Below are 26,946 nucleotides of genomic sequence, written 5' to 3' on the forward strand. Positions count from 1 at the left end.
TAAATGAGGACTTGCTATACTGTTGGTGAACAAGGGGAACTTGCGCACGGATCACAGATCAACGAGCGATGTACAGTCAAAACGATGTTTTATATTACATTGTCTTATAACGGCCAATGATTTCATTAAAGGGGAGCTGAGCACATGGGACAGAAACTCAACTGGACGGCAACACTCGGATTGACGACGGCGCTACTCGCTGCGTCGCTGCCGATGCAAACGGTCGCGGCGGAAACGACACCTTCCGTCACGGAGCGGGTCGACGCACAACTCGATCAGATGACGCTCGAACAGAAAATCGGACAAATGATCATGCCGGATTTCCGGCTGTGGGACGGGGTCGACCATACGCAGCTGGCACCGGAAGTCGGACGGGTCATCGACCGGTTTGATTTAGGCGGCGTCATCTTGTTTGCGGAAAATGTCAATGCAACGGAACAGACGACGAAACTGGTCCATGACTTGCAGGAAGTCGTCAAAAGTGACGCGAGTAACGACATTCCACTGTTCGTGACGATTGACCAGGAAGGTGGCATCGTCACACGCCTCGGGACGGGGACGAATTTACCGGGCAACATGGCACTCGGGGCGACCCGTAGTCCGGTTTACGCGGAAGCGGCAGGAAGCATCATCGGGTCCGAGTTGAACGCCCTCGGAATCAACGTCAACTTTGGTCCGGTCCTAGACGTCAACAACAATCCGGGCAATCCCGTCATCGGTGTTCGCTCGTTTTCAAGTGATCCGCAGCTGGTCGGGAAACTCGGTTCGGCGATGACGCAAGGCATTCAGAAGCAAGGAGTCGCTGCGACGGCGAAACACTTCCCGGGACACGGGGATACGGCAGTCGACTCGCATTACGGCTTACCGGTCGTCGACAAATCACTGGCTGAACTGAAACAGCTGGAACTGATTCCGTTTAAACGGGCGATTGCGGAAGGCATCGACATGATCATGACGGCACATATCGGGATGCCGCAAATTGAAGATGAAGTCGTCGAGTCAAAACAAGGAACGTTCCCGCTGCCGGCGACGTTGTCGGATGACGTCATCACCGGTGTCTTACGGGAAGAGCTCGGCTATGAGGGACTTGTCGTCACCGATGCCTTGAACATGCAAGCGATTGCCGACAACTTTACGGAATCGGAAGCCGTCATCAAGACGTTTAAAGCAGGCGTCGATATCGCCTTGATGCCGACGATTTTAAGATCTGCGAACGATGTAACGAAACTGGAATCGATTTTTGACGATGTGATTGCAGCCGTTGAAGCCGGTCAATTATCGGAAGCAACGATTGACGCATCCGTCGAACGAATTTTGACGTTAAAAGCAACGCGCGGCATTTGGAACGAAACAGTCGACGCGGTGACGCTCGACGAAAAACTCGTACAAGCAAGAACGGTCGTCGGCAGTCCGGAACATAAAGCACTTGAACGAGAAATGACGGAGGCAGCGGTCACGCTCGTCAAAAATGATAAGAAAACACTGCCGTTCAAACCGAAGAAAGGCGAGACGATACTCGTCCTGTCACCGGCAAAAGATCAGACGGACAGTATGGTCAAGACGATCCGGTCGCTTGAAAAAAACGCCGGTAACCTGAAACGCGTCAACATCTTGACGGAAAATTATACAGCGTCGACACCGCACCTGGAGCAAAACCAGGTCTTGCAAGAAAAGCTGGATGCGGCAGACTACATCATCATCGGCTCAAACGTCAACAACAGTGACAAGCTGAAAGCGACGTCGGCGGATCATTATGTACCGGCGGAAGTCTTCCGTCAGGCGAAACGCACAAAAACACCGTCTGTCATGCTCAGTCTCCGGAATCCGTATGATGTCGCCGTGCAACCGGACGCGAAAGCGCAACTGCTTGTGTACGGTTTTAAGGGCGATCCGAATGGTCCCGATTCGGAAGCCGGGAACACGAAATCGGCCGGACCGAATTTACCGGCAGGAATCCGTGCCATCTTTGGTGAAGTGAAACCACAGGGGAAACTGCCGGTCGATGTCCCGAAATTTGAGGATGGTCTCTTTAAAGAGGCGCTTCATCTCGAGTTTGGAGACGGGTTCCGGAATTGGAACCGGTAAGTGTGAAGGGAATAGATGAGCTCAATCAATCGGATTGGGCTTTCCCTATTGACTCTTTTGCAATAAAATTTTAATGGTTTGTTAAGAAGAGTAAACTAAAGTTTTTTAAAAGGTTACATAGTGAGTAGAGAGGGTGTTGACGATGTTAGATAAATTAGCAACAGAACGACGAAACGAACGAACGATGCACCTGGACGACATGGCGGTCGAAGACATGTTGACCGTCATGAACGCGGAAGATCAAACGGTCGCCACTGTCATTCGACAGGAAATCCCGGTCATCAAACAAGTCGTCGAGCGCGTCATTCAGTCGTTTCAAGTAGGTGGGCGCTTGATTTACATCGGAGCCGGCACGAGCGGGCGACTCGGTGTCCTCGACGCGGCGGAATGTGTGCCGACGTTCGGTGTCTCGCCGGACATGGTCGTCGGACTGATTGCGGGTGGGGAACGGGCACTGATTCAAGCCGTCGAAGGGGCGGAAGACAGTCAGACGCTTGCTGTTGAAGATTTACAGGCACTTAAAGTAAACGTAAACGACACCGTCATCGGCATCGCGGCGAGCGGGCGGACACCGTATGTCATCGGCGGACTGGATTATGCACACGAAGTCGGTGCGACGACGGCTGCCCTGTCCTGTAACAAACAAGCGGTCATCAGTAAGCACGCGCAGTACAAGATTGAAGTCGAAACCGGACCGGAAGTCTTGACCGGTTCGACTCGACTCAAGGCGGGCACGGCACAAAAACTTGTCCTGAACATGATTTCGACGGCGGCGATGATCGGCGTCGGAAAGGTGTATCAAAACTTGATGGTCGACGTCCAGTCGACGAACGAAAAGTTAGAAGTCCGTGCGAAACGGATGATTGTCGAAGCGACCGGGGTTGACGGAGAGACGGCAGCGCGTACTTTCACTTCGGCGAACGGTCACGTCAAGACGGCGATCGTGATGATTTTAGCCGACATATCGTATGATGAAGCAGTCGAACGCTTGCACCGCGCAAGCGGATTCGTCCGTGATGCACTTTAAGGGGGGATAAAAGATGAAAAAAGAAGAAATCTTGGCGGAAGCCATCCTCGCACAGGTCGGGGGAACGGATAACATTCGGCAACTCGCCCACTGCATGACACGGGTCCGGTTGTCGCTGAAAGACCCGACGAAAGCAGACATCGAGGCACTTAAACAAATCGACGGTGTCATGGGTGTCATCGATGACGAGACGTTGCAACTCGTCGTCGGACCGGGGACGGTCAACCGGGTCGCGGATTATCTCAGCCGCACGACAGGACTTGCAATCGGTGAGGAATCGGTCGATGAAAACTTGACGTTCGAGGAACGGGCCGCGATCGAACGGCAAAAAGTTAAAGAGAAACAAAAGTCCCCGTTCAAGCGCTTCTTACGCCGGATCGGGAACATCTTCATCCCGCTCATCCCGGGACTGGTCGCATCCGGAATCATCAACGGCGGAGCGAACTTCGCGAAGAATGCCGGAGTCGATGCAACAGTGACCTGGATGCAGATTCTATTGTTACTCGGAAGTACCGTCTTTGCCTACTTAGCGATCCTCGTCGGCTGGAATACGGCGAAGGAGTTTGGCGGCACACCTGTCCTCGGAGCGATTGCCGGCGGGATTTTATTTAATCCGTTACTCGTCGACATCGTCATATACGGGGAACCGCTCGTCGTCGGTCGGGGCGGACTGTTTGGTGTCATCTTTGCCGCCTGGCTAATGACCTATCTTGAAAAACACATCCGCCGCTTCATGCCGGTCTCGATCGATATCATCTTTACACCGCTGTTTACGGTCTTGATTGTCGGCTTTACGGCACTTTATGCAATCATGCCGGTCGCCGGCATCTTGTCCGACGGCATCATGTTAGGCATCAATGCAACGCTTGAAGTCGGTGGACCACTCGCCGGTGCCGTGCTCGCCGGATTCTTCCTGCCGCTCGTCATGGTCGGTCTCCATCATGGCTTGACACCGATTCATTTGGAGCTCCTGAACACGATTGGCGATACGCCACTCTTACCGATTCTCGCGATGGCAGGTGCCGGACAAGTCGGGGCGGCACTGGCGATTTTCGTCAAGACGCGGAATCAGCGTTTACGTAACATCATCAAGGGGGCGATTCCGGTCGGTTTCCTCGGAATCGGTGAACCGCTATTGTACGGGGTCACGTTGCCGCTCGGTCGTCCATTCTTGACGGCTTGTATGGGAGCGGCCGTCGGTGGCGCGTTCCAGGCGACGATGAAGACGACGGCGCTTGGAATCGGTGTATCCGGTCTATCGTTGACACCGTTGATTGATAACGGGATGTACTTGACGTATATCGCCGGTCTTATCATCTCGTACGCGGCAGGATTCCTGTTTACGTATTGGTTTGGCTTTAAGGAGGAAATGGCAGACGGGATTTAACGGGGATAGAGGATTTCAGAAGAAATATAAAGATGGAAGATCACGGTTGAGGTGATGTTCCATCTTTTTTTTGGCTCCCGGCCCATTCAAAATCAATGAGCAAAAAACTGATTCACTGATTTATCGGACTTCAGCTGATTCCGGATCAGCTTTTTCAAGTCCTGTTCCTGTTCGATTGTGCTGAGTTGCGTGTTGTACCACCCGTCAAGCTGTTCCCGCGTCACCTTGAAGGTATAGTCCGGGAACGAAAAGGTGATGTGGTCGACATTGTCGATAAGTGCAAAGAGATAGGTTGCATTATACAAGACCGTTTCTTTGATTTCTTGTTCAACTTCTTCTGTCTCAATTTCTTTATAATCTAAAGTGATTCCGTACGGTGTTTGTTTGGTTTCAAGAGCGATCTGTCGCAACTCTTGATGGTGTGCCAATTGCTTGACGATCGTTCCGACAGCACTGTTATCACCGACATAAGTATGTTTGTAGTGGAACAGGTCCACCTTTGAATCAGCACGTTGGCTGTAGCCGTTCCAAATCAGTACGAGGCAGACAATCGACAACAATGGGATTAAAATTCGTTTCATTGATAATCGCTCCTTTAAGTATCTCCCCCTCATGGTATCATAATTTGTAGAATACCTTCTAAAAAATTCTTATATTGGGACTTTAGTAACAATTCGTCAAGAGTGAACATCTAGTCAATCAAGAGGAGTGAAGCAGATGAAAGGACTCGCCGTTTATTTAAGTGAACCGTTGACTGATGAGGCGAAAGGCAACATCCGGCAGATGCGGACAATTGGTTTTACCTCAATCTTTACCTCATTACATATTCCGGAAGATGACCCGACGCTGTATACGGAGCGCTTGCGGGATCTCGGGGCGTTCGCTCGGGAGCTCGAGATGGAACTCGTCGCGGATATCGCACCGAGTTCGCTTGCCGCACTCGGCAAGACGTGGGACGATGCTGCTACCTTAATCGAATGGGGCGTGACCGGTCTGCGGGTCGATTATGGCATCACGCCGAAGCAGGTCGCGGACTTGTCAAAACAGATGATGGTCGCCTTAAACGCTAGTACATTGACGGCAGAGGAGCTCGCTGCGATGAAAGCGGAGGGGCTTGTCCTTGAGCAGGTCGAAGCGTGGCACAACTTTTATCCGCGACCGGAAACGGGGCTTGACCGAGACTGGTTCCACGATAAAAACCGCTGGCTCCGTGAACAGGGAATCCGTGTCCAGGCGTTCATTCCGGGAGACGGACAACTGCGTGGTCCGCTTCATGCCACGTTACCGACGCTCGAAGACCACCGCAGGAGATCACCGTTTGCCTGTTATCTCGAGCTTCAAGCATCCGTCGACCGGATTCTGATCGGAGACCCGGGTTTGTTGGCGAGCACGATGAAACAGTTTGCTGCCTATCAGGAGGGAATCATTGTCCTCCGGGCGACGGGTCAAAGCGATGATCCGTTGTTGACGCGCGTACAGACGAACCGGTTGGATCCGGCACGCGACGTCATCCGGTCCGTCGAGTCGCGTAGCTCCGGGCACCCAGGCAATGGATGGCTTGAACCCGCGACCGTATCAGACCGGCCTGTCGGCTCGATCACGATCGACAATCTTAAGTACGGACGGTACGCCGGCGAATTGCAAGTCACGAAACGGAATCTTGCGGGCGACGAACGGGTCAATGTCATCGGTCGCGTGATCGAGGCGGATCGGCCGTTGCTGCAACAGATTGGGCCCGGGGGACTTTTTCGGCTTGAGTGGGTAGAGTTGTAAGTAAGCAACTCACTCACCGAAAGGATGAAGCAGCAATACTGAATATAAATGATAGAGGGGGAGGACGATGGAGGACAAACTTTTTTTGAAATTAAAAAACGGGGATGTACATTTTATTGATGATTTTGTTGATTTTAATATGTTCATGGAATCGATTGATGGTTTTTTGGAACACCACGAGACAGCTGCACATTATACGACCCAGTTTTTTAGACTGTCAGTTGATCGGGGAAACGCCTTGGCGTTTCATGTCAACGAGTTGGTATGTGTCTATCTTGAACGAAATACAAAAGTCGATGAATCGTCAAGTGAGCGAACACAGGAAACGAGGAAGGAAACGGAATTAAAAGAATCGTCCTGATTGGCTCCAGGGGCTCCGGCAAGTCGACGTTAGCTAAACAACGCAGCCGTGTCTTGAAACGGAAAATACGCCATGAACCAAGAACAGATATGACAGCAGGGTGTCCAGAAAAAATCGATTTTGCTTTTTTTAAATAGATTTGGAATAATCCAAACGTATAACGACCGGATATCCAATCGAAACTCAATCAAGTGACATCGACGAAAACCAACATCGTATTGAAATCCCGGAACGACGTTTGTCAATTATTGGAGACAGCTACTTAATCGAAATCCAGACAAAATGGACGTCAATCCTCTGAGAATTGCTCAGAGAGGGGACGTCCACTTTGTCTGGCTGAAATCTTTTCTACATTGAACCTGAGACTCGGGTGAAAAGTAATCAATCATTGTCAGGATGAAGTGAAACGCAACAGCATCAAATCAATTACTTACAATTAAGTTGGCAAACAATTTTCGGTACTGAAACGGAGACTCAATTCTCGTAGTTTAGCAACAAGTTGTTCTTCGAGCAAACCGTTTAACGGAATCTGTTCATCTGCATAGGTAGCTAGATCGACATGACTACCGATCATGACCGAATGAACGGCACCTTTAAACATCTCGATGTCGTTTGCATCGTTCCCGAACGCGACATATCCTTCTGTTGTAATGCCCATGATGTGAAGAGCATTTCGTTTATGAATGCCTTTTGGACTGATGTCGAGCACCTGCTCTTCACCATGCGAATGTGAAACGACATCAATCTCGCGTAATGCTTCCGAAAAGTCCGGCATACTCGTTGCACTTAAAATCAGGACTTTTATAATGGTGTCATGTTCTGTCAGACTTACATTTTTTGCAGAGTGTAATGGATCCAGATTCTTGCGAATCGGGTGAGATATAGTCCCTGTGTAGCTGTAGTTCCACAAACCGTCAACTAAGTAGGTGGCATCCATCTGTTGAATCAGTTTTTGGATGTAGATGACGTCAGATTGAGAAAAGTGCTTCGAATAGACGATTTCTCCACGATGAGAAACTAACGATCCGTTTCCACCAATCAGCAGGTGATGATGAAATGTTTCCGGAAGGACCGGTAACAAATCGCGAATCGGTCGGGCTGAAGCGAAGATGACGCGGTGCCCCACTTTTTCAAGCGAATGAAGCGCCTTTGTAATGGGTTGAGACAACGGCAACCCTTGAAAACAGAGAGTTCCGTCCAAATCAAAAACAAAATTCATGATGATTCTCCTTATTTTTTTATGAATGAAGCGATTTTGAAATCGTCCAGTTTTTCCGAATCGCTTCAAGGACAACCTCCGGATCATCCCAGTGCAAGATGTGGGAAGTCGACGGAGCAGATATTACCGTCCCACCGGTTTTCTCCTGCCAGATGGCAATCGCTTCTTGGCGGAACGGTTCATCCGAGACGGGTAACGTCGCCCGCAGCAACAGTACGTTGTCTCCCGGGACGTCGTCAAGGAAGTCGAGAATTTCGTCCTGATACATTGCCGCCAGGATCGCACGCGCCGTTTTCGCACGGGCATGCCAGTAATACCGTCCGTCCTGCATCCGGACGAAATCTTGTCCGGCCAAGTCAAGTAACGGCGACCGGCGCATCTTCGGTCCATAGACAGCGACGTCTAAAAACGCTTCGAGTGTCGCAACCGATTCTTCGAAGTCGGTCTCGTAAAAGGCCGCTTCCTGTTCGAGCGGTGTGGCCCGCAACCGTTTACTCTGATACCCGCCGTCAATCAAAATCGAGCCGCGGACCCGCTCCGGCTGTTCCTTCTGATAAAAGAGCGCGATGAAACTACCCCAGGAGTGCGAGAGAAAATAGAAGTCTTGGATATGTAGAAGTTCAAACAGTTGGTTCAGCCAATCGGAAAAGCGGGCAAACTGATAATCACGTTCGTCCGTGAACGGTGCCGTTTTTCCGTGACCCGGGGCGTCAATCGAAACAATCCGGTAGTCATGTTTCAAGGCATCAGCCAGTTCAATAAAGCTGAGGCTTGTTCCGCCGAGGCCGTGCAGGCAAAAAATCACCGGACGGTCCGGTTCGCCCCATTCGGTGACCTGTGTAGAGGTACCTGCGCATTCAATGTTATACCGTTTCATTTGACTTCCTCCGTTTCGATAGGTGAGTTCTTACTTTTTAACCATTATTATACATCATTTATTGTATACTGAAGCTAAGAAATTGAATGAAAACACTATGGAGGGAACGTGGAATGAAAATTACAGTGTCGACGCTTTGGACGGATCAGGTAAAACCGATGCAGGACTTTTACACTGGGACACTCAGTTTTCCGCTCGTCGAGGAGACGGAAACATCCTTTACGGTTCAAATCGGGACGAGTCAGCTTCGATTTGAACTGGACACAATGCAGCAAGAGAAACAATATCACTTTGCGTTCAATATTCCGGGGGATGCGTTTCAGCTGGCGAAAAATTGGTTGAGGCAACGTGTCCCGTTATTGGTCGAGAACGGGGAAGACGAAATTTATTTTGAAAACATCGATGCCCATTCTGTCTACTTTTACGATTCGGATGAGAACGTCGTTGAGTTGATTGCCCGGCGTGATGTCAATCCGAACAAGTCGCTAAAAACGTTTACGGTGGACGATATTCTCGATATTGGTGAAATGAACGTGACGACGCAGGACGTCGCCGGTGTCGGGGCAAGATTTGCTGAACTCGGTATCGTTCGGCGGGATCGTCAGCCAATCAAACCGGATTTCCTGAACTTCCTCGGAGAACCGGAAGACGGGACCCATCTGTTGCTCGGGCGCGCCGGACGGCCGTGGTTGTTTTCACCGAAAATAGCGCTGACGAGTCCGCTCGAGTTAGAGATCGATAATCAGATGCATGTCCGACTTGATCGGGAGGGTGTGCTGCATCGTAAATAAGAGGTAGAACTGTGTCTACGCGATTAAAAATGTGTTAATGACGTCTAAAAGAGGAAGGTGAATCATGAAAAGAGTCAATTTGTTCAAACGTTTTCTAGCTGCTGCTTTCCTGTTGTATGGAGGATACTTAGCTGTATTTGAAGGACCGGACACGCTTAGCATCGCTTTAATTTTAGCGGGCATTACCCAGTTAACGGTTGATTTAGTTTTTCCGAAGAACGATTCGGTTGATGAGCGGCAACGGTCCGTCCAGTCGAAGAGTGGAAGTACAACTTATGCTTTAAGTATTGTGTATGCGTTCTCTCTCTTAGCGCTCGTTCACTTTAATCTCATTCAACATGTCATGACGGCGTTATTGATCATGTTTAGCTTGCAAATGCTTACGTACACGGCAATGCTGTTCTTGTATAAACGCGTTATGTAGTAAAGATTAAAAATTGTTAAAAACGACGCTAACAAGCTCCTAATGCCCGAACGCTTGGCGCCCGTTAGCGACGGACGGACGTTTACTGATTGACAACGTATTTGTAATGTATTTAGTGAAGGTACATTGAAAGGAGAAGATGGTTTTGATTGAACTACCTCCACCTACGCTACGTTAAGAGGTGGAAGATTCCTGAGTTATCCGACCTATCGGTCGAAACTTTATCAGGCTAACCCCGTCGTCCCGACGGTTGAGAGTTAATCTTGTCAGTTTCTTTTACGCGGATGCCTACTTTGCTTGGTTTTCGCTACTTCGGTCATCCGCAAGGTGAACGTTGAAGATTTTACGTGACAGACGAACTCCCTGTCACAACCCTATATCTTCAGTTTTCAAAGAACATGACATTGATTTTATTCCTGATTTTGAGTGTTTTTAAACCAAGAATGTCGTGCAATTGACGTGTCTCAAGACACGTCTTGCCCGAAGGCGATTCATCTCCCACCTGCGCTGGGCTTCGCCCTGAGACGCTTAGAGGTGGGAGTATTCTCGCCTGATTTTGATAAATACTATATGGCTGCCATCGTAGCGATCATCATATCGGCTGTATTATTCTTTACGAGTACAAATGAGACAAAAGCAGGTGCAGTAATGCTAGCCATTTGTGTAGGTGCATTTGTAAAATTTACTGCAGATGGTGTATTGTCGACTGCTAAAAAATAAGTCTTAAAATAATTTGAATTGAGGCTGGAACAGAGCACGGTTTCGAGGGTATTTTTCTATGAGGAAAACCGAAGATGAAACGTAAACTAGGCTTCACTCTTGTAGTGGCAAACCTGAGAAAGTGGCCCATTCAGACTATTGCCTGAGGGCCAATCTGATAATATAGAACGAAAAAAGAAGGAATTGCGCATCTATGACGATGGCAATTCCTTCTTTCCATTCTAAGTCAGCTAGTCATATCGCATTCTAATAGTATTCCGACAGCTGCTCTCGTGACGCTTCCGTTAAATAACCGAGCGATAAGAAGCTTTGAACGAAGCGGAAAGAATCCGCAGGTTGATTCGGCGCCAGGTCGTCAGCGAAGTGATGCGGTGTCTTGTGCACCTCGATGCCGGCAGCCTGCAGTTTGACGAAGTCAAAGTCGAGGACGACCGTATCCGTCTCGTCCCAAGGGGGTTCTGAGTTCGAATAGAACTGATGGACGGTCTGTGCGAGTTGATTTGTTGTAGGGTTCAGCTCAAACAGTAAATAACCGCTATGCGGACTTTCCGTGTGAAGGTTTGTAGAGATGCCGCCCCGGGCAACGATTGCCGGTAAAAACTGACGATGGGTGTAGTGTCTGAGAATCATGCCGGCCGGCCTCCTTTTGCTATCAAAATTGACTGTTTTGCATTTTGTTCAACAATTGATCAAACGTTTGATGATCGTTTTTCGTAAAGGACTGGAAGTAACGCTCGTCGATGACTTCGATGACCGGCGCGGATGCCTGGACGAGTGTTTCCCCGTCCGCCGTCAGAACGATCCGTTTTTCACGGTCAATCCGTTTACGGGTTAAGAGTCGGTTTTGCATCAGTTTTTTAAGCGTCTGTGAAATCGATCCGCTCGAGAGCTCGAGTGTCGTCTCAAGCGACTTTTGTGTCGCGCTCTCTAGTTGGTACAACGTATAGAGCATATCGAATTGAGAACGCGAGAGTTCCCATTGTTTTAACGTATCATTGACTTCTTTGACGTAACGATTGTGGATGCGTTGGATCGATTGCCAGTGTCCAATCGATGAAAAGGCAGCATGTGGATTCATCGAACTTCCCCTTCCTGTTGTTGTGTACTATGGAGCTGCATTACAAGTTGATGTAACGCGTGTTGTTGCGATGTGGTCAAGGCATGAAATTGATTCGCTTGAAAACGTTCGTACTTCGGTAAGACTTCGTTTAAAAACCGTTCTCCAGCCGGTGTCAGATGGAAATAGTTGACCTTGCGGTGACGTTGTTTTTCGATCAGTCGCTTGGCGAACAGCTTTTTAATCCCTTGAGAGATCGTCCCGTCCGTGACATGAATCAGGCGGGCGATTTCTTTTTGACTTGTACACGTCGTCGACTTTAAGCAGCGCAAGACCTCGAACATCGTGTGCGAGAGGTCCCACGTCTTTAAGAAGGCATTGACTTGTTTCGTTTGATGATTGTGGTACGTCGTAATCGTGTTCCAGCATGCGATCGATAATGTCTCTGTATTGGGTTGCATATGTAACCTCTTGTTTTAAAGTGATAGTACGATTTGATTAGATACAAAATAACACAAAAAAGGGGGCGGGACTAGCTCTTATTTTTGGAAAAAACACATCGCTGTACAATACTTGTTCCAGTAGCAGGACAGGCGTTGTATAGCGATGTGTTTTTAATCGGCGCTTTGCTTGTTTACATTGTCTGCCGGGTGACGGCCCCAAGCTAAATAAAGGAGAGGGCCGATGTAATTGACACTGAAAATGGTGAGACCCCAAACCCACTTCGGTCCACGTGTCTGCTGACGCTTAAACAAATCGATACAAGCGACGGCGAGTAAACAAAACCCCGTCAAATAAATCGTTTTTTGTAAAAATGATTGAATATGATTCATAGTGTGTCACCGCACTCTCCAAAAATAATTGACGTTGATCATCAGATCGTTACGTCACAAAAAGTTCGGCATTGAAATTTTGAAGGATCAATGCATTTTGATGTAATTGAAAACCGTACCGGGTAAAACAATCTGTCGATACTTGGCCATGATGCGTGACGATTTCAAAGTCACCGCTGATTCGATAATAAAGATGACGTTTTTGTACATCATTAATCAAAGCTTCTAACAGAAGGTTACGTTCGCCGAGTCCTTCTTTGCGGACGTGGACGTCAAGTAACGTAAAGGTTGCAACCTCTTTATGATTACAATGATACGTTTTAGTATATTCAATCGTCATGTGTGACCGGGATGAGATTAGCGACTTGGTCGTTTGCGGATTCTCTAATAGCGTGACGTAATAGATAAAATCTAACTTGTGTACATTGCGCGTAACTTGGACGACTTGATTTTCGTTGTTGTAAGCCAGTCCTATTAAAGATTCCTGTGGATGATCCTGAATCGTAAGGGAGCGGCTCCTGCATACATCCGGCCATTCATTTTCGGGAATCCATTTTAGTGCAGGCCTCCGGGGTGTCCTGATGAATTTCATAATATGCGTGGAACCTCCTTTTTGACTAGTACTTTGAATATACACTTTTTGGAAAAATTATAAAAGGAACGGTATTAATATTATTTAACCAAAATCAAAAAAATGGACAGGGGGAAAGCATCTTTTCATTCCAGGCGGTCATTTTCCTGGAAGATATACGTTTATCACACCTGTAAGAGGGAAAATTCGTGTTGAAGTGTATATCTAAAAAAAGGAAGTGTCCGTTCATGCAGAAAAATCAACAGCGTTATGCGTTGCGCAACCTCGGGTCCGGTTTTTTATTCGGTCTGGGTCTCGTCGCATTTTTAGACGAAGTCATTTTTCACCAATTGTTAGGCTGGCATCATTTTTATGACAAATCAACGACCGCGGTCGGACTGTTTTCCGATGGTCTGTTTCACGCATTCAGTTGGTTCGCGACAGTGGCAGCCCTGTTTTTAGTTGCGGACTTACGGAGACGATCCGCCTTTTGGATGAAGCGGTGGATCAGTGGTGTGATGATCGGCGGAGGTTTTTTCCAATTGTACGATGGTCTGATCAATCATAAAGTCTTCGCAATTCATCAAATTCGTTACGGTGTGGAACTTCTTCCGTATGATATCGCTTGGAATGCAATCGCTGCGCTTATTTTAGCGGGAGGGATTGTGTTATTCCTGCAGACCGGGAAACAACTGCGGACGACAGAGGAGGTGAAATAAGTGATGCATACGCATGAAGGCATGGGAAACGGTTTTGAAACGAGTGTGACGCTCCTCGTGCTCGTCTTACTTCTCGTTTATCCGGTTTCCGCCTGGAAAACGAACAATCACTACCGGCGCTGGCCAATCCATCGGTACGTGTTTTGGGGAAGCGGGATACTGAGTGCCGGTGCTGCGCTCGTCGGTCCGGTTGCAGACTGGGCACACATGAACTTCGCGGGACATATGACGGGGCATCTCTTACTCGGGATGCTCGCACCACTCCTGCTCGTGTTTGCGAAGCCGGTGACGTTATTGTTACGGACGCTACCCGTGCAGGCGGCAAGACGGGTGACGGGCGTCTTGAACAGTCAGCCGCTTCGTCTCTTGACGCACCCGATGACGGCAACGGTTTTAAACATCGGCGGCTTGTACCTGCTTTATACGACAGGACTCTATCCGATGATGCATCAGTCGACTGCACTCTATGCCCTGATCCATCTCCACGTCTTCCTGGCCGGTTACTTGTTTACAAGTGCCCTGATTTATATCGATTTGACGCCGCACCGTTACAGTCACGTCTACCGGGCGGGTATTTTAATACTGGCGTTGGCGGGGCATAAGATTCTTTCGAAATATCTCTACGCTCATCCACCTGGTGGAGTGGGGAAGGCGGAAGCGGAACAAGGCGCCATGCTGATGTATTACGGGGGAGATGTCGTTGATCTCGCGCTCATCATCATTCTTTGTTATCACTGGTACGAGGCGACGGCGCCGCGTTTACAAGCGTCAGAAACATTGGAAATGAGGCAGGAATGAAGAAGATGCTATATTCGTTCGAACATCCACATCATAATAAGAATCAACGGCAACACCAGCCGTAACGAAAACTGGAGAAGAAATTTGCAATAAGCGAATTCTTTCTTCGGTTTATGTCGTAATCTAGATGGAGGAACCACTATGAAATACATGCGTTACCTGATTTACTTCGGATTGATCGTCACGATCAATTATTATTTGTCAATGTACGTTACTGTCGATAAAAAGCTGCTCCATTCCTTGCTGGCGTTCGTCCTCTTAACCGGTGTTGCGTTCCTCTTGATTACGATTGAATATTTCTTTAATCGAAAAGTACATAAATCCCGCGACTAGTCCGTCGGGGCATGCGAAAAGGAGCACAAGCGTCGTCCAAAGTAATCGGACATGCTCGTGCTCCTGTTCTGTCTCAGTCAGGCTTTTCTTTTTTCGTTCAACTCTTCCGTTTCCGGATTACTCCAGCGCCACGCTGTCCGGCGACTGATGAACGATGTCAAAAACATCAGGAATGTCATGACTGGTAACAGAAGCCACCACGATTGCATGAAAAACAACGAGGCAAAGGAATCGATAAAAACAAACGTATGGGCGACGTAAATCCACATGAACAGTGAACTGACGAATAGAATCGCTTCTGCCGTCGTAATGAAATCAAGTTTTTTCTCTTGCATACTTTACCTCCGATCAAGAGCGAACCGTCTCCCGGCTCGCAGTTGCTGCGACATGTTGTTCACTTTCGCTATCCAACAAAATCGTCCGGTTACGCCCTTGCTGCTTAGCGGTATACAACGCTTCGTCGGCGATGACACTCATCCGCTGAATATGAATGTTCTTCCCGTGGGCGACACCGATCGATGTCGTCACATCGATTGCCGGGAATCCATCGATTTGGAAGTGCTCAGCAGCAATTCGTTGACGAATCCGGTTTGCGACTTTGGTCGCTTTTTCCGGTGCTAAATCATAGATTAAGACCATGAACTCCTCGCCGCCAATCCGCGCCGTAAAATCATGCGGACGCGTTTCTTCTTTCAGAATGTTCGCGAACTGTTGTAGGACGAGGTCACCATTGCCATGCCCGTATGTATCATTGACGTGCTTAAAGTGGTCGATATCGAGCGCGAGAATATTGTAAATCCGACCTTCCTGTTCAAGTCCTGCCGTCCGAGTATCCCAAACCCGGCGATTGTAGAGACCGGTCAAATGATCGACTTCGGCTGACTTTTTATAAATGTCGACTTGCCGGTTCAACAGTTGAAAATCGAGCGTCAGCAGACTGGACAGAATACCGACTACCAAACCGATTGTCCATGTCGATAGCAGGAGGGTGAGGGCAGGTTGACCCCAACCTAAATTAATCAAGACGGCGATGGTGATCATTGATAATGCCCAGACGTTCATCGAGACATTTTGAAAAAACGGCCGATTGAGCAGTTTCCGGTGAAGCGCAAGCATCCCGAAACTGATGCAAAGGACGGCGGTGAAGCCGACGATAGCTTGTTCCGTCACCCCGAACAAGAAGCGGGAACAGGCAATGATCAGTGTTGCGATAACGAGCGGGAAGCGCCCCCCGTAAAACGCGAGCAAGACGAGTGGGAGGTGACGCAAATCCATCCGAAGCGTCTCATTGACGGCGATTCCCTTGAACATCAATAAAACACCCAGTGCCCCAGTCAAAAGGCCGACGATGATTGACTTGACGACATAAGATTCAAAATGGGTGGAATGGATAATTTTCGAGATGATATAAAACCCTGTGAAGGCAATGCAGGCATTCACGAGCAGTTCGACGATGAACATGGTTTTCACATCCTTGCACATGATACTTTCACATTACCACTTTGACAAAAGTTGTCAATAAAAGATAACCATTGGATATGTACATTTTTCATACACCAGATAATTTTATTCAATATAATTCAACCTGAAACCTTTTCTTCCTCCTTTTCGTAATACTAGTTGAAAAAGGGGGGAGACAGATGAGTACAACACTTGGTTCACTACTCGCCATATTGATTATGCTCGTCACAATTATTTATGGTGTCGTCTACATACAAAAAAAGAAGCGGAACACGGATCAGGAAGCGACTTACAAAATCGTTTTCACGACAGCGATTGTGCTGCTCGCTTTACCGTTTATCTTAACGATATTTAAGTAACATGGAGGTAGTATCTTGGAACAACTCATCATTCTTATCGGTTCATTTTTAATTGCGGGTGGGATGCTCTTTACGATCATCCGGGCGGGATCAATCGCTTACCGCCGGCAACAAATCTCAAAAGGACTGTTCGTGTTCGCGACCGTCTCATCGTCGATCGGGGCCGTGTTACTCGCGGGACTGCTGCCCTTATTGTTTAGTCTCTGGTTCGAGTGAAGACTAACGAAACGTGTGTCACTGATTTTTTAATCAGCTGACGCACGTTTTTTTTATTTTTTTTCGAACAATTGTCGAAACGGTCCTGTTAATCCTTAAGAGAAAGGAGGCGAACCTCCTTTGCATATCAAAGGAGGAACGAGCGATGCACCCTTATTTACAAGTCGAGCACCGTGTCCTGCGCGACGGACAACAGTTTTCATCGGTTCATGAAAAAATGATTTATTTGATTTTAGCGAGTTATGCCGGAGCATCCGGGAGTGCCTTTCCGTCGCACCAGACGATTGCGGACGCCGTCCCGTGCGGCAAGACGACCGTCAAAGCGTGTCTTGCATCGTTACTTGAAAAAGGGTTGATTGAAAAGGAGGAACGCTTCAATCAACACGGGGGACAAACATCAAATGAATATCACGTCCGATCGGTTCCGGACGCGGTACGACTACCGGGGGAGCAGGAGCCGACTACCGGGGCGGCGCGAGATGACGACGAAGAACCTGTCTTGAAGAAACAGTCTTTAAAAAAAGAACCATCCTCAACGGCGTCATCGGTCTTCACGTTGTTCGAAGCAGAAATTGGCTGCACCTCCCCTTGGATCAAGCAGCAACTGGCGCAAGCCGTGATAAAGACGAGTCATGACGTCGTCGTCCATGCAATTGAGCAAGCGGCAGCGGCGAATGTCCGCAAGTGGCAATACGTCAAAGCCGTCATCGATCAGTTACACGCGCGTCAGATCACGTCAGGTGAACAAATCAACCGTCATGAATCGAGACGGGCGGAACGACCGGCAAGGACGAAGCCGACGAAGCACCGTTCGTCAGCCGTATTACCGGCTTGGGTCGAAATGGAGCGGACGGAGCAGCGGCTGTTCGAAGAAAAGCGACGAGCGGCTTGGACGGCGTCAGTCCCGGAAGAAGCCGAACTGACGGACTTGCTCGCCCAATTGATTTAAAAAATAAAGGAGGATACACAGATGACTATCAGCACAGCATGGTTACTCGAACGCGCCGATCGGAAATTATCCGTCAAGGGAATGGACGCGGATGTCGTCACGATCACGCGGAGCGTCATCAAAGAACTCGCACCGCAACAGATTTACGTCGGCGTCGCGCAAAGCTACCGGACGAAACAGGAACAGGATGCCTTGTATGCTGTAGGACGGACACGCCCCGGAAAAATCGTCACCTACGCGCGCGGGGGACAGTCGAATCATAACTTCGGTGTCGCCGTCGATCTCTTTTGTTATTCATCTGACGGAACACGCGCTGAATTTTTAGCACCACCGGACAAACGGTTGTCACGGATTGTCGCGGCGATGAAGCAGCGACAGATGGAATGGGGCGGGGACTGGACACCATTTCGGGATTATCCGCACTTTCAACTGTTCGACGCCGTCAACGGGAAGAAGAAGCCGCACCTTGCCCCGCTTTATCTAGGACGTGCTCTAGCGAAAGGGAGTCAGGACAAGGAGACGATTCGCTTGATTCAAATGAAGTTACGTCTTCCGGCGAGCGGCCGGTTTGATGACGGTCTGACGCGTGCCGTCAAAGACTTTCAGCGACAGGTGAAAATCACAGTCGACGGAATCGTTGGCCCTGTGACATGGCGTCATTTGTTTCAGGAGGGACGCGGATGACGGAGCGATATGCAGCAGCCTTGCGACTGATCGTCCCCCTCTATTCGATTGTCAATTTGACGCTTCTTGCGAGCGGGTATGATCCGTTACCATTTGCAGAGACAACCGTCGATCTCGCAGTGACGACGCTCGTCGGCATTTTGGGTACACTCGTCGCTTGGTGGAAAAACAATAACGTCACCCGGGCCGCAAAAGAGGCGCAAACGTTGCTTGACGAACTCAAGCGCAGTGTTTCGACGGACTGAATGTGCGATGAAGACTAATACTTTGAAGTCGAGATGCCGATAAAGAGGTGATGAATTGAATCGTTCTCGATTCTTGCGAGAGCGTATAAAGAGAGAGGTCTGACTGGACGTGAAATTTTCCGCATTGCAATGGTTCTTAATGACGGCTTTGTTTTCATTGATGTTTACAAGTATTTGGAGTTACACTGCATTTTCTAATATCGAGCGGGAGAACGACCGGATTCTTGCAGAAGCGATTCCGATTTCGAATACAGCATCCCAATTGTTTCCTTTACTACTCGATCAAGAATTAACGGTGCGGAGCTTTTACCTGGAACGACGTCAGCAAGACTTCGAACAATTCCAGATTGTCTGAAACAGGTCGCGAGTGTCCTGAAGAAACAGGCTGGACTATTCGGACACGTCGCCCGGTACGGCGGTGAGGAATTTGCAGTCGTTCTCTCGGATCAATCGGCACAAGGAGAGCTTGTCGCCGAGCGGATTCGGACAGGGATTCTCGACTTGAAGTTACCCCATGAACGGTATGCGCCCCTGTACCAAGTCAGTGTCAGTTTAGGGATGGCAACCGTTCAGCCGGATGATGCGCTAACGGAGATTCATTTAATTGATCGCGCCGACATGGCACTGTATGCGGCAAAAGCAGCGGGGAAAAATCAGCTCGTCCGTCACGATGCGAGTTGAATATGGATCGTAATCGTAAAAGGCAACAGCTTCCGCAGAAGCTGTTGCCTTTTTTGAATGAATTCAATGTAAAATCACACAGTACGAATTGTCAGAGATTAACGGTGCAGAAACCACAAACACGACGTTGATCGGTGTTCCACCCAGTTTAGCATCGAGTTGATGGAGCTGTGAACGGATTTTACGACTTAGCCCATAACGGATCTCGGTACTCAGTTCATCCATGTCTGCATCATGTACGTGTAACAGGAGTTGAAATGGTTCGAGCGAGAAAATAGAAAAATCGCAGTCGATTCGGGGGTCCTCAAATTGCTCATTCAACCCATTTTTAATAAAGTATGCTTCCTGTGCTGAAATCATCCCGTTTCACCTCGCTCTCTTGCGAAAAAACCTGTCCAAACCTGGATAAAAAAATCGGCTTGCCTTATATAGTAGTTATTACCCAGTTTTATCGGAAAATATCAGAAAAGCGACAGAAAATGAAATTTGATGATCAGTCGAAAAATAAAAAACGAAGCGGCGGAAGTCGTGCTCACGCCCTGCTTCGTTAATGTTAATGTTTAGAGGTGTTGTTTACGTAAAAAATCATCGGTCGCTTGCTTGAAAAACGTAAATTGATGAACTTTGAGTTGGCATTTGTTGCCGTAACGGACCTCGAAATAACCTGGATCGACGGGGGAAGGGAAACCGATTCGTTTGAACCATTCCGTGATTGTTTCATGACCATAACGTTGTAAATGTTTCGGTAGCCGAAAATTAAAAAATTGAATATGTTCGCGAATCAGCTCGGAAGATACATCATGATCCGGCTGGATGATGACGGTGACGTGATGCTCATAATCGAACCCCGCGAGTTGGAACCGGTTTGGTCGGTAAATCTTGATATAATAATAAAAAAAGGCGAGCGTCGCGAAGCTTAGAACGATTAAGATGAGAATATAAGGTGGAGCCGAAATGGAAGAGTCGAAACTCGTCCGAAAGAGCGGTTTTTCCGGCGTGATCGATTCGATGTCGACGACGGCACCACGGTCGACGTTGAACGATTCGATACTGGAAATGATGGACGAATCGCCTTGATTGCCGCAACGCGCTACGCACGAAGAATCAGCTGTTTTATGTAAAAGTGATAAGGCCGAAAAATATACGGACGGGAGGACGGATTGGGCAAATAAAACAAGGAAACACGTCAGACTGATGTACAAAAAAACTTTTAAACGAAATGACTGTGGCACCGGTTTACTCCTTTCTCTCAACCTGAATGGGATGAATCTTTAGGAAGAGTATAGCAAAAGAAGTACAGTCTGTTATTTGTTTTTTCAAAATATAGTCATTATTTACAAAAATAATAGGGGGCTTTTTGTGATGGAAGAATTACGAAGAAGTTTTCAAGCAGCGCGGCAGCAGGTCAGTGGACACGGCAAGCGGAACGTCGGTGTCCTAAAAGAAGCCTTGCTGAACGTCGCTGACGATACGGGAAGTGACATTTACGGGAACGGGGCGGTCATCAACGACTTCGAACAAAAAATCGCGGCGTTGCTCGGGCATGAATCGGCCGTCTTTTTCCCGAGCGGGACGATGGCGCAGCAAATCGCGTTACGGATTTGGTCCGATGACCGGGACAACCGGCACGTCGCCTACCACCCGCTTTGTCACTTAGAGCTGCATGAACAGGATGGCTTACGGCAGCTTCATCCGATCGAGCCGATCCTCGTCGGTGAACGGGACAAGATGATGACGCTAGACGACATCAAAGCCTTACCGGAAATCGCCTGCCTACTACTCGAACTGCCGAACCGCGAACTCGGTGGTGTCGCGCCATCATTCAGCGAGTTAGAAGCGATTGTCGCCTACTGCCGGGAGCAGGGAATCCGTCTTCATCTTGATGGTGCCCGTCTGCTGGAACTGTTGCCGTATTATGACAAATTAGCAAGCGACGTCGCGAGCTTGTTCGACAGCGTCTACTTATCATTTTATAAAGGACTCGGCGGGATTGCCGGTGCGATCCTTGCCGGCCCGAAGGCGTTTACGACAGAAGCACGGATTTGGAAACGGCGCTATGGCGGCGACTTGATCAGTCTCTATCCCTATGTCATTTCGTCCGACTATTATTATGAGCAACGCAAGGACCGGATGGGGCACTATTATGAGCAGGCAAAGTACGCCGCCGAGCGGTTGAACACGATCGACAACATTTTCACGACACCGCGCGTTCCGGTCTTAAACATGTTCCACCTCCACTTTAATGGTGAAGTGGCAGACGTCGCTGCACGATTGGCGCACATCCAGGATGAACTTGGACTTGGCCTCGTCGGATACCTCGTCGAACACGACGGATACTGTTCGACGGAAATCAGTTTCGGTGACGCCTTCGACGCCGTCTCAAACGAGGCGTTCGAACAGTTGATCACCCGCTTGACGGCAGAATTTTCAGCTTAACGGGATTGAGTAGGCTGTTTCCCGGGAATGGACGGATGTAGGCGATGGTAGCTGCTGATTTTTTCAGTGATCATTTGTTCCGTCAGTTGTAATTCGGCAAGCTGCGCCCGGACAAGGGTTTGGTGCTGTTCGAGCAGGGCGAGCCGATCAAGCGTCGTATCGTGATCGTCTGAAGAAGCGCGGAACAACACGACATACTGCCGGATTTGGTCAATCGGCATGTGTGTCGCCCGCAGGCGGAGGACGAACCGGAGCCAGTCGATGTGCTTTTCATCGTACTGCCGGACGCCGCTTGCGGTCCGGTCCGGGAACAGCAGTCCTTCCTTTTCGTAATAACGAATCGTGTGGGCACTCGTATCAGTCAATCGACTGACTTCTGAGATGGAATACATCAACATCACCTTTTCTGCTTGACTTAGAGTTCACTCGAAGGAGTAGACTCTCACTATACCAAAACGAAATGGGGAAAAACAGATGAAGTATACGGTCATTACAGGAGCAAGTTCAGGGATTGGGTTTGAGACGGCGAAAGTTCTCGCTGCAAAAGGAAAGTCGCTTGTCCTCGTCGCCCGGCGGAGCGATCAGCTCGAAGCGTTACGGGACGATTTACTGAAGACCTATCCGGAACTTGATATCATCCTTCATTCAGTCGACTTGACGGAGATGGCGAACGTGCATCAGTTGTATGACGACGTCAAGCACCTTGAAATCGAGACGTGGATCAACAACGCCGGATTCGGAGACTTCGACAACGTCAAAGACATCGAAATCGGAAAAATCGAGAAGATGCTTCGTTTGAACATCGAAGCGTTGACGGTCCTGACGAGTCTGTACGTCCGTGACCACCATGACGTCGAAGGGACAACGGTCCTCAACGTCTCGTCAGGCGGCGGCTACCGGATCGTTCCGAATGCGGTCACGTATTGTGCGACGAAGTTCTATGTCAGTGCCTACACGGAAGGCCTCGCGCAGGAATTGCAACAATCCGGTGCGAAGTTGCGGGCAAAAGTTCTTGCACCGGCAGCGACGGAAACCGAATTCGCCGATCGCTCACGCGGGGAGGCAGGGTTCGACTACAGCAAAAACGTCCCGCAGTATCATACAGCGGCAGAAATGGCGACGTTCCTCGATCAATTGCTCGAAAGTGATGCAATCGTCGGGATCGTCAATGCTGCAGATTATTCCTTCCAGCTACGCGGACCACTCTTTACGTATGTCGGTGGCGCGAACTCGAACTAAACGCGTAAAAAACCAAGCCTTCGCTTTTAATGCGGAGGCTTGGTTTTGCGTTTAATTGTTGAAGCGGGTTCGATTTACACTCGCTTTTGACAGTCAGTCAAATGCCTATGCCTTTTCATGGACTATATTTTCCAGATACCCCATGTTTTCGACTATCGTAATATCCTTCTTGAAGCGTTGAATCGCATGAGAGAAGGTTTTTTTATTCGTTCCTTTAGGATAACCAGAGCACACGTTCAAGATGCTGTTGAGTTTTTCGCAGTCGCCGCCGATAAAGTAATGCGAGATCACATCCTTATCCGTGGAAGCGATCACGACAAATGTTGCAAAATCGAGAACATCTTCCACATGCTGTTCTTCAATTAATTTATCGGCAGTAAATGCCGTTTTAAATTCGTAGCTCTCAAACGACATAATATGACCACGCAATACATCCAGGATGGATCGCCGATAGATGCAGTAAACACCACAAATCGTCTCATAAGGCGGTATAAAAGGGTCGTCCATTACATTGACAATTTTTTCGTCGTCTTTATCGATGGGAATGGCCTGAAACCGGTTGACCATCATCTTGTCGATATAATCGATTCCTTTTGGCATAAGTTCTTTTAGAGTACTTTCATGCAACGGGATGCGCATCCTTTCTTGTGAATCTATCAGTATCTACTGATTGTAATGTCTCAATCTGAAAAAAATCAAAGTGTATTTTCGTCGCTGTAGCGAATTTTTTTTAGATAGAGCTACGCTGCTTTCAAAGCGATGAACGGTTGCAACCATAATATCTTAATGAACAGCTTAAACGCCATCCCTAAAACTAGGAATGGTCAGGCTGTAGACAACGTGCTATCGGAAGACAAAAGCGTTTTTTTCGTTGCTTTCCTCGGGCGAGGCGCAAGCCGTTGCTCCTTGATCCTTACGGACAATGAGCAGGGTCTTGCCTGCCTCTTGCAAGTCGCGTTAAACACGCACTTTTCCCCGTAGGAGTCAACGAAACGTGACGCTTTTTAGGCAGTGGCGCAGGGGGGGACGAGGCGAGACAGGAAAGCGCGACACGCAATCTTCCCCGTATGAATTCCTCGTTTTCCACAGAGATTGTCTACAGTCTGAAAACGCCATTCCTAAAACTAGGAATGGCGTTTTTTTAAAGTTAAATGATTGGAATCGCAAGCGTCGAAAGTAAGCTGACACCTAAGAATAAGGCATAGCTGAAAAACGTCGCTTTTGCGTTTCGATCATGTTTATGTCCGAGAATCGCAAACAACAGAACTGCTAAAAACGTAAGTAGTGATAACGACAACAAGTGGTGTTGATCCGTTGAAGGAACGAGCGATTGAACCAAGTGTGCTAAACCAAGCGGTAAAACAATCAGTAAAAAATAGAAACCAAGCCGCGTTTCTGATGGAACTTCAGTTGCTTCGTCGTTCGGATCGATACGTGTGTACATTTTCATGGATCGTCACCTCCTTCTATTTCAGTATAAAGGAAGGGATGGTGAAACCTCGTTACAGTCCCGTAAGAACTACATAACAATTTGACTTCTAGATGACATCCAGATGTCGCCCCGTCTTGAATTTGTAAAAGTCAAAAAACATTTCGACAGGATATGTAAATAAGTGTAAAATGAAGCATCGAGTTACATCTCATCAAGGAGGAAACGACGTGCCTAAAGTGTTTCGCTATTTTTATCTGTCTGATTTGTTGGCCGTCGTCGGTGCGAGCATTTCCTATATCGCCATCTACTGGACGAGTGCAGAACGGTTGACGGCATTTCAGCTTGCCCTGTTGATTGGCGCCGTCTTTTTGACACGGTTCGTCGTCGCGACCTTTAGTGGTCCGTGGATTGATCGTGTCGACCCGGTCCGCTTACTCAAGGGGACGGTTGCCTTCCGGACGGGATTATTAGTTTTGACAGCAATCGGCTTGCAACTGTTTTCCGGTTCAATCGTCCTGTTGATTGCATTATTGATTGCTCAGACGGTTTTACAGACGATTGGCGGAAATACGGCATTCAAAGTCGTGGTCCGACTTGTCGAAGCAGACCGTCTACCGGTCGCGAATGCCTACTTGAGTACACTCGACCGAATCGGGACGTTAAGCGGACTCTTGATTGGCGGCGTGCTGATTGCGAGCTTTTCCATCGAGACGATTTTACTGATGGAAGCCGTCCTGCATGGCGCAGCGTGGCTGTTGCTCCTGTCCATCAAGCCTGCTGCACCCGGGGGAGAAGGGAAACAGAACCGGTACATCGACGCGTTGACGGAAGGACTGACGTACTTAAAACAAGACCGGCAACTGATGCAAATCTTAGGATTCGCCGTCATCGCCAACTGGATGATTACACCCGCGAATACGTTACTCGCGCCGTTCGCGAAAGACGTCGTAGCTGGCGGAGCAAAAACCTTTTCGGTACTGGAGCTCGCGCTCGTCATCGGTGGCATTCTCATGTCGCTGCTCTATGCCCGGTTCGCGAAACAAGTCGCCCACAGTCGACTGTTCCGGCTGTCCGTGTTGTTACAAGGCCTCTTTATCATCATCCTCAGTTTGACGGATACCGTGTCGCTCGCTTTCATCGCGCTCTTTTTACTGGGTGCTGCCCTCAGTTTATTCGGAATTCCGTTTTCGACGCTGCTCCAGCAAACGACGCCGGATTTACTGCTCGGACGGGTCCGCTCGGCGATGGTCGCCGTCTCGACGCTCTGTTCTGCCGTCTGTTATATCTTGTCCGGTTATATGACGACCTTCCTGTCAATCGAACACGTTTTTCTGCTTTTCGGCGGTTCAGGACTGGTCGGTGCCGTATTCTTGATGCTTACATCACGTCACGCAGCTAGTAATATCAGTCAGGACAAGGCAGGATAAGGAAATCGGTCTTAAGGTGGAGGGCAAGCGCTTTCTTTCGCAGTACACTTAATAAAAGAAGAACAAAAGGGGATAGCGACGATGGATGGTCTGATGATGATAGCATTGTTATTTTTAATTCCGATTAGTGGGATGACGGTGTTGTTGAATCTGTTATGGCGACGAATTGAAGTAGAATAATATGAAGAAATGAACGGACTGCCGTAAGCCGGCAGTCTGTTTTTATGCGAAATTTTAGGGGGAGAATCATGAAGAAAATCATCATCATCGGTTCCGGAGGTTCGGGGAAATCGACGTTCGGACGTCAATTGCATGAACAAACCGGGATTAAGGTGTCACATCTCGATGCGTTGTTCTGGAAACCGAATTGGGTTGCCGTCCCGCGGGACGAGCAAATAGAGGTGCAACGGCAGTTGATGGAACAACCGGAATGGATCCTTGACGGAAACTACGGCGGAACACTCGGGATGCGGCTTGACGCCGCCGATACGGTCATCTTTCTCGACATGCCGCGGACCGTTTGTGCGTACCGGGTCATCAAACGTAATCTGAAGTACCGCAACCGGACACGGCCGGACATGGGGGAAGGCTGCATCGAACAATTCAGCTGGCAGTTCTTGAAGTGGGTCTGGCAGTATCCGAAAGCGCGGCGACCGGGTGTCTTACGCCAGCTTGACGAAGTGCGACATGAGAAAAACGTCGTCATTTTATCATCGAAGCGCGACGTACAGACGTTTTTAGATCAGCTTTGATACGATTTGTTTTGCGATACTCACAAAGCGGACTGTTCTAAATGGCGTTTAGTGACTAACTCCGTACATAGTTAACGAGGAAGCCTTGCA

General features: G+C 48.6%; 36 protein-coding genes and 1 pseudogene. 22 read left to right on the forward strand and 15 right to left on the reverse strand.

Annotation, left to right across the window (positions count from 1 at the left end):
* The first annotated feature begins 144 nt into the window (after positions 1 to 144).
* From A0126_RS16885 to A0126_RS16895, 3 genes are all read left to right on the forward strand, one after another.
* Positions 145 to 2,085 carry a glycoside hydrolase family 3 protein gene (locus tag A0126_RS16885; RefSeq protein WP_088836945.1) on the forward strand — a complete coding sequence of 647 codons (1,941 nt, stop codon included), beginning with the start codon at positions 145 to 147 and terminating at the stop codon, positions 2,083 to 2,085.
* Between the two features lie 142 nt (positions 2,086 to 2,227).
* Positions 2,228 to 3,112, forward strand: a complete 885-nt coding sequence (murQ, locus tag A0126_RS16890; RefSeq protein ID WP_088836946.1) for an N-acetylmuramic acid 6-phosphate etherase — start codon at positions 2,228 to 2,230, stop codon at positions 3,110 to 3,112.
* Between the two features lie 13 nt (positions 3,113 to 3,125).
* Entirely contained in the window at positions 3,126 to 4,499 is a 1,374-nt protein-coding gene (locus A0126_RS16895) for a PTS transporter subunit EIIC (protein ID WP_088836947.1), read from the forward strand.
* 92 nt (positions 4,500 to 4,591) lie between these two features.
* On the opposite strand, the gene A0126_RS16900 is transcribed toward A0126_RS16895, so the two are convergent.
* On the reverse strand, positions 4,592 to 5,080 hold the full coding sequence (locus A0126_RS16900; RefSeq protein WP_088836948.1) for a DUF4825 domain-containing protein: 489 nt from the start codon (positions 5,078 to 5,080) through the stop codon (positions 4,592 to 4,594).
* A gap of 136 nt (positions 5,081 to 5,216) precedes the next feature.
* Here A0126_RS16900 and A0126_RS16905 point away from each other — a divergent pair, with 136 nt between their 5' ends.
* The 3 genes and pseudogenes from A0126_RS16905 (at position 5,217) to A0126_RS19640 (ending at position 6,899) form a co-directional block, all read left to right on the forward strand.
* Entirely contained in the window at positions 5,217 to 6,272 is a 1,056-nt protein-coding gene (locus tag A0126_RS16905) for a DUF871 domain-containing protein (RefSeq protein ID WP_088836949.1), read from the forward strand.
* 67 nt (positions 6,273 to 6,339) lie between these two features.
* Complete coding sequence (locus tag A0126_RS16910) at positions 6,340 to 6,633, forward strand: hypothetical protein (protein WP_088836950.1); 294 nt, start codon at positions 6,340 to 6,342, stop codon at positions 6,631 to 6,633.
* Positions 6,615 to 6,899: pseudogene (locus A0126_RS19640) on the forward strand (hypothetical protein). The gene A0126_RS16910 and the pseudogene A0126_RS19640 overlap by 19 nt, the downstream one beginning before the upstream one ends.
* 170 nt (positions 6,900 to 7,069) lie before the next feature.
* On the opposite strand, the gene A0126_RS16920 reads toward A0126_RS19640, so the two are convergent.
* The gene (locus tag A0126_RS16920) at positions 7,070 to 7,852 is read right to left on the reverse strand and encodes an HAD-IIB family hydrolase (RefSeq protein WP_088836951.1); all 783 of its coding nucleotides are present in this window, start codon (positions 7,850 to 7,852) and stop codon (positions 7,070 to 7,072) included.
* Positions 7,853 to 7,871: 19 nt separating this feature from the next.
* Positions 7,872 to 8,729 (reverse strand): alpha/beta fold hydrolase, encoded by an 858-nt coding sequence (locus tag A0126_RS16925; RefSeq protein ID WP_088836952.1) that lies wholly within the window; start codon positions 8,727 to 8,729, stop codon positions 7,872 to 7,874.
* A 113-nt stretch (positions 8,730 to 8,842) separates the two neighbouring features.
* On the opposite strand from A0126_RS16925, the gene A0126_RS16930 reads away from it, so the two are divergent.
* Entirely contained in the window at positions 8,843 to 9,520 is a 678-nt protein-coding gene (locus A0126_RS16930) for a glyoxalase (protein WP_088836953.1), read from the forward strand.
* Between the two features lie 64 nt (positions 9,521 to 9,584).
* A complete protein-coding gene (locus A0126_RS16935; protein ID WP_088836954.1) occupies positions 9,585 to 9,944 on the forward strand; it encodes a DUF2178 domain-containing protein in 360 nt (119 codons plus the stop codon).
* A 966-nt stretch (positions 9,945 to 10,910) separates the two neighbouring features.
* Here A0126_RS16935 and A0126_RS16940 read toward each other — a convergent pair.
* The 5 genes from A0126_RS16940 to A0126_RS16960 all read right to left on the reverse strand — a co-directional run bounded on the left by A0126_RS16940 (position 10,911) and on the right by A0126_RS16960 (position 13,146).
* Positions 10,911 to 11,294 carry a hypothetical protein gene (locus tag A0126_RS16940; RefSeq protein ID WP_088836955.1) on the reverse strand — a complete coding sequence of 128 codons (384 nt, stop codon included), beginning with the start codon at positions 11,292 to 11,294 and terminating at the stop codon, positions 10,911 to 10,913.
* A 22-nt stretch (positions 11,295 to 11,316) separates the two neighbouring features.
* Positions 11,317 to 11,742, reverse strand: a complete 426-nt coding sequence (locus tag A0126_RS16945; RefSeq protein ID WP_088836956.1) for a MarR family winged helix-turn-helix transcriptional regulator — start codon at positions 11,740 to 11,742, stop codon at positions 11,317 to 11,319.
* Entirely contained in the window at positions 11,739 to 12,182 is a 444-nt protein-coding gene (locus A0126_RS16950) for a MarR family winged helix-turn-helix transcriptional regulator (protein ID WP_088836957.1), read from the reverse strand. The genes A0126_RS16945 and A0126_RS16950 overlap by 4 nt, the downstream gene beginning before the upstream one ends.
* A 153-nt stretch (positions 12,183 to 12,335) precedes the next feature.
* The gene (locus tag A0126_RS16955) at positions 12,336 to 12,554 is read right to left on the reverse strand and encodes a PLD nuclease N-terminal domain-containing protein (protein WP_088836958.1); all 219 of its coding nucleotides are present in this window, start codon (positions 12,552 to 12,554) and stop codon (positions 12,336 to 12,338) included.
* Between the two features lie 49 nt (positions 12,555 to 12,603).
* Positions 12,604 to 13,146, reverse strand: a complete 543-nt coding sequence (locus A0126_RS16960) for a hypothetical protein (protein WP_088836959.1) — start codon at positions 13,144 to 13,146, stop codon at positions 12,604 to 12,606.
* Between the two features lie 227 nt (positions 13,147 to 13,373).
* Between A0126_RS16960 and A0126_RS16965 the strand changes: the two genes are divergently transcribed.
* The 3 genes from A0126_RS16965 to A0126_RS16975 all read left to right on the forward strand — a co-directional run bounded on the left by A0126_RS16965 (position 13,374) and on the right by A0126_RS16975 (position 14,975).
* A complete protein-coding gene (locus A0126_RS16965; RefSeq protein ID WP_088836960.1) occupies positions 13,374 to 13,844 on the forward strand; it encodes a DUF2243 domain-containing protein in 471 nt (156 codons plus the stop codon).
* Positions 13,845 to 13,847: 3 nt separating this feature from the next.
* The gene (locus A0126_RS16970) at positions 13,848 to 14,642 is read left to right on the forward strand and encodes a cytochrome c oxidase assembly protein (protein WP_088838469.1); all 795 of its coding nucleotides are present in this window, start codon (positions 13,848 to 13,850) and stop codon (positions 14,640 to 14,642) included.
* A gap of 141 nt (positions 14,643 to 14,783) precedes the next feature.
* Positions 14,784 to 14,975, forward strand: a complete 192-nt coding sequence (locus tag A0126_RS16975; RefSeq protein ID WP_088836961.1) for a hypothetical protein — start codon at positions 14,784 to 14,786, stop codon at positions 14,973 to 14,975.
* A 77-nt stretch (positions 14,976 to 15,052) separates the two neighbouring features.
* Here A0126_RS16975 and A0126_RS16980 read toward each other — a convergent pair whose 3' ends face one another.
* Both A0126_RS16980 and A0126_RS16985 read right to left on the reverse strand, forming a co-directional pair.
* Entirely contained in the window at positions 15,053 to 15,310 is a 258-nt protein-coding gene (locus A0126_RS16980) for a hypothetical protein (RefSeq protein WP_088836962.1), read from the reverse strand.
* 13 nt (positions 15,311 to 15,323) lie between these two features.
* Positions 15,324 to 16,436, reverse strand: coding sequence for a GGDEF domain-containing protein (locus tag A0126_RS16985; protein ID WP_088836963.1), 1,113 nt, complete (start codon positions 16,434 to 16,436; stop codon positions 15,324 to 15,326).
* Positions 16,437 to 16,615: 179 nt separating this feature from the next.
* On the opposite strand from A0126_RS16985, the gene A0126_RS16990 reads away from it, so the two are divergent.
* The 7 genes from A0126_RS16990 (at position 16,616) to A0126_RS19650 (ending at position 19,570) form a co-directional block, all read left to right on the forward strand.
* Positions 16,616 to 16,795: a hypothetical protein gene (locus A0126_RS16990; RefSeq protein ID WP_088836964.1), complete on the forward strand. Its 180-nt coding sequence runs from the start codon at positions 16,616 to 16,618 to the stop codon at positions 16,793 to 16,795.
* A gap of 15 nt (positions 16,796 to 16,810) precedes the next feature.
* Entirely contained in the window at positions 16,811 to 17,011 is a 201-nt protein-coding gene (locus tag A0126_RS16995; protein WP_088836965.1) for a hypothetical protein, read from the forward strand.
* A gap of 145 nt (positions 17,012 to 17,156) precedes the next feature.
* Complete coding sequence (locus A0126_RS17000; protein ID WP_088836966.1) at positions 17,157 to 17,960, forward strand: helix-turn-helix domain-containing protein; 804 nt, start codon at positions 17,157 to 17,159, stop codon at positions 17,958 to 17,960.
* A 21-nt stretch (positions 17,961 to 17,981) separates the two neighbouring features.
* Entirely contained in the window at positions 17,982 to 18,644 is a 663-nt protein-coding gene (locus tag A0126_RS17005; protein WP_088836967.1) for a M15 family metallopeptidase, read from the forward strand.
* Positions 18,641 to 18,889, forward strand: a complete 249-nt coding sequence (locus tag A0126_RS17010) for a phage holin (RefSeq protein WP_088836968.1) — start codon at positions 18,641 to 18,643, stop codon at positions 18,887 to 18,889. The genes A0126_RS17005 and A0126_RS17010 overlap by 4 nt, the downstream gene beginning before the upstream one ends.
* A 109-nt stretch (positions 18,890 to 18,998) precedes the next feature.
* Complete coding sequence (locus tag A0126_RS19645; RefSeq protein ID WP_239456877.1) at positions 18,999 to 19,244, forward strand: hypothetical protein; 246 nt, start codon at positions 18,999 to 19,001, stop codon at positions 19,242 to 19,244.
* Positions 19,245 to 19,261: 17 nt separating this feature from the next.
* Positions 19,262 to 19,570, forward strand: a complete 309-nt coding sequence (locus A0126_RS19650; RefSeq protein ID WP_239456904.1) for a GGDEF domain-containing protein — start codon at positions 19,262 to 19,264, stop codon at positions 19,568 to 19,570.
* 63 nt (positions 19,571 to 19,633) lie between these two features.
* Here the strand turns inward: A0126_RS19650 and A0126_RS17020 are convergent, their stop codons facing one another.
* Together A0126_RS17020 and A0126_RS17025 are read right to left on the reverse strand one after the other, a co-directional pair.
* Positions 19,634 to 19,930: a hypothetical protein gene (locus A0126_RS17020; RefSeq protein ID WP_088836969.1), complete on the reverse strand. Its 297-nt coding sequence runs from the start codon at positions 19,928 to 19,930 to the stop codon at positions 19,634 to 19,636.
* Between the two features lie 200 nt (positions 19,931 to 20,130).
* The gene (locus A0126_RS17025) at positions 20,131 to 20,802 is read right to left on the reverse strand and encodes a hypothetical protein (RefSeq protein ID WP_088836970.1); all 672 of its coding nucleotides are present in this window, start codon (positions 20,800 to 20,802) and stop codon (positions 20,131 to 20,133) included.
* 127 nt (positions 20,803 to 20,929) lie between these two features.
* Between A0126_RS17025 and A0126_RS17030 the strand changes: the two genes are divergently transcribed.
* Positions 20,930 to 22,006, forward strand: a complete 1,077-nt coding sequence (locus A0126_RS17030) for a threonine aldolase family protein (protein WP_239456878.1) — start codon at positions 20,930 to 20,932, stop codon at positions 22,004 to 22,006.
* On the opposite strand, the gene A0126_RS17035 is transcribed toward A0126_RS17030, so the two are convergent.
* Positions 22,003 to 22,398 carry a MerR family transcriptional regulator gene (locus A0126_RS17035; RefSeq protein WP_088836972.1) on the reverse strand — a complete coding sequence of 132 codons (396 nt, stop codon included), beginning with the start codon at positions 22,396 to 22,398 and terminating at the stop codon, positions 22,003 to 22,005. The genes A0126_RS17030 and A0126_RS17035 overlap by 4 nt on opposite strands.
* 82 nt (positions 22,399 to 22,480) lie before the next feature.
* Here A0126_RS17035 and A0126_RS17040 point away from each other — a divergent pair, with 82 nt between their 5' ends.
* Positions 22,481 to 23,245, forward strand: coding sequence for an SDR family NAD(P)-dependent oxidoreductase (locus A0126_RS17040; protein WP_088836973.1), 765 nt, complete (start codon positions 22,481 to 22,483; stop codon positions 23,243 to 23,245).
* A 105-nt stretch (positions 23,246 to 23,350) separates the two neighbouring features.
* On the opposite strand, the gene A0126_RS17045 is transcribed toward A0126_RS17040, so the two are convergent.
* Positions 23,351 to 23,872 (reverse strand): hypothetical protein, encoded by a 522-nt coding sequence (locus A0126_RS17045; protein ID WP_088836974.1) that lies wholly within the window; start codon positions 23,870 to 23,872, stop codon positions 23,351 to 23,353.
* 520 nt (positions 23,873 to 24,392) lie between these two features.
* Positions 24,393 to 24,695 carry a hypothetical protein gene (locus A0126_RS17050; protein ID WP_088836975.1) on the reverse strand — a complete coding sequence of 101 codons (303 nt, stop codon included), beginning with the start codon at positions 24,693 to 24,695 and terminating at the stop codon, positions 24,393 to 24,395.
* Between the two features lie 209 nt (positions 24,696 to 24,904).
* Between A0126_RS17050 and A0126_RS17055 the strand changes: the two genes are divergently transcribed.
* Both A0126_RS17055 and A0126_RS17060 read left to right on the forward strand, forming a co-directional pair.
* Complete coding sequence (locus A0126_RS17055; protein WP_157898473.1) at positions 24,905 to 26,104, forward strand: MFS transporter; 1,200 nt, start codon at positions 24,905 to 24,907, stop codon at positions 26,102 to 26,104.
* Positions 26,105 to 26,352: 248 nt separating this feature from the next.
* Complete coding sequence (locus tag A0126_RS17060; RefSeq protein ID WP_088836977.1) at positions 26,353 to 26,856, forward strand: DNA topology modulation protein; 504 nt, start codon at positions 26,353 to 26,355, stop codon at positions 26,854 to 26,856.
* Positions 26,857 to 26,946: the final 90 nt, after the last annotated feature.

This window comes from Exiguobacterium sp. N4-1P, assembly GCF_002214325.1.

Coding starts and splice junctions, on each gene's coding strand:
- A0126_RS16945 (WP_088836956.1), bottom strand. CDS start 11,742: ATGAATCCACATGCTGCCTTTTCATCGATTGGACACTGGCAATCGATC.
- A0126_RS16920 (WP_088836951.1), bottom strand. CDS start 7,852: ATGAATTTTGTTTTTGATTTGGACGGAACTCTCTGTTTTCAAGGGTTG.
- A0126_RS16905 (WP_088836949.1), top strand. CDS start 5,217: ATGAAAGGACTCGCCGTTTATTTAAGTGAACCGTTGACTGATGAGGCG.
- A0126_RS16960 (WP_088836959.1), bottom strand. CDS start 13,146: ATGAAATTCATCAGGACACCCCGGAGGCCTGCACTAAAATGGATTCCC.
- A0126_RS16975 (WP_088836961.1), top strand. CDS start 14,784: ATGAAATACATGCGTTACCTGATTTACTTCGGATTGATCGTCACGATC.
- A0126_RS17010 (WP_088836968.1), top strand. CDS start 18,641: ATGACGGAGCGATATGCAGCAGCCTTGCGACTGATCGTCCCCCTCTAT.
- A0126_RS17050 (WP_088836975.1), bottom strand. CDS start 24,695: ATGAAAATGTACACACGTATCGATCCGAACGACGAAGCAACTGAAGTT.
- A0126_RS16930 (WP_088836953.1), top strand. CDS start 8,843: ATGAAAATTACAGTGTCGACGCTTTGGACGGATCAGGTAAAACCGATG.
- A0126_RS16985 (WP_088836963.1), bottom strand. CDS start 16,436: ATGTTCATCGTCGAACTGCTCGTGAATGCCTGCATTGCCTTCACAGGG.
- A0126_RS17000 (WP_088836966.1), top strand. CDS start 17,157: ATGCACCCTTATTTACAAGTCGAGCACCGTGTCCTGCGCGACGGACAA.
- A0126_RS16955 (WP_088836958.1), bottom strand. CDS start 12,554: ATGAATCATATTCAATCATTTTTACAAAAAACGATTTATTTGACGGGG.
- A0126_RS16925 (WP_088836952.1), bottom strand. CDS start 8,729: ATGAAACGGTATAACATTGAATGCGCAGGTACCTCTACACAGGTCACC.
- A0126_RS16935 (WP_088836954.1), top strand. CDS start 9,585: ATGAAAAGAGTCAATTTGTTCAAACGTTTTCTAGCTGCTGCTTTCCTG.
- A0126_RS16885 (WP_088836945.1), top strand. CDS start 145: ATGGGACAGAAACTCAACTGGACGGCAACACTCGGATTGACGACGGCG.
- A0126_RS16940 (WP_088836955.1), bottom strand. CDS start 11,294: ATGATTCTCAGACACTACACCCATCGTCAGTTTTTACCGGCAATCGTT.
- A0126_RS17040 (WP_088836973.1), top strand. CDS start 22,481: ATGAAGTATACGGTCATTACAGGAGCAAGTTCAGGGATTGGGTTTGAG.
- A0126_RS16950 (WP_088836957.1), bottom strand. CDS start 12,182: ATGCAACCCAATACAGAGACATTATCGATCGCATGCTGGAACACGATT.
- A0126_RS17060 (WP_088836977.1), top strand. CDS start 26,353: ATGAAGAAAATCATCATCATCGGTTCCGGAGGTTCGGGGAAATCGACG.
- A0126_RS16895 (WP_088836947.1), top strand. CDS start 3,126: ATGAAAAAAGAAGAAATCTTGGCGGAAGCCATCCTCGCACAGGTCGGG.
- A0126_RS16970 (WP_088838469.1), top strand. CDS start 13,848: ATGCATACGCATGAAGGCATGGGAAACGGTTTTGAAACGAGTGTGACG.
- A0126_RS17035 (WP_088836972.1), bottom strand. CDS start 22,398: ATGTATTCCATCTCAGAAGTCAGTCGATTGACTGATACGAGTGCCCAC.
- A0126_RS16910 (WP_088836950.1), top strand. CDS start 6,340: ATGGAGGACAAACTTTTTTTGAAATTAAAAAACGGGGATGTACATTTT.
- A0126_RS16990 (WP_088836964.1), top strand. CDS start 16,616: ATGAGTACAACACTTGGTTCACTACTCGCCATATTGATTATGCTCGTC.
- murQ (WP_088836946.1), top strand. CDS start 2,228: ATGTTAGATAAATTAGCAACAGAACGACGAAACGAACGAACGATGCAC.
- A0126_RS16900 (WP_088836948.1), bottom strand. CDS start 5,080: ATGAAACGAATTTTAATCCCATTGTTGTCGATTGTCTGCCTCGTACTG.
- A0126_RS16980 (WP_088836962.1), bottom strand. CDS start 15,310: ATGCAAGAGAAAAAACTTGATTTCATTACGACGGCAGAAGCGATTCTA.
- A0126_RS16965 (WP_088836960.1), top strand. CDS start 13,374: ATGCAGAAAAATCAACAGCGTTATGCGTTGCGCAACCTCGGGTCCGGT.
- A0126_RS17020 (WP_088836969.1), bottom strand. CDS start 19,930: ATGATTTCAGCACAGGAAGCATACTTTATTAAAAATGGGTTGAATGAG.
- A0126_RS17005 (WP_088836967.1), top strand. CDS start 17,982: ATGACTATCAGCACAGCATGGTTACTCGAACGCGCCGATCGGAAATTA.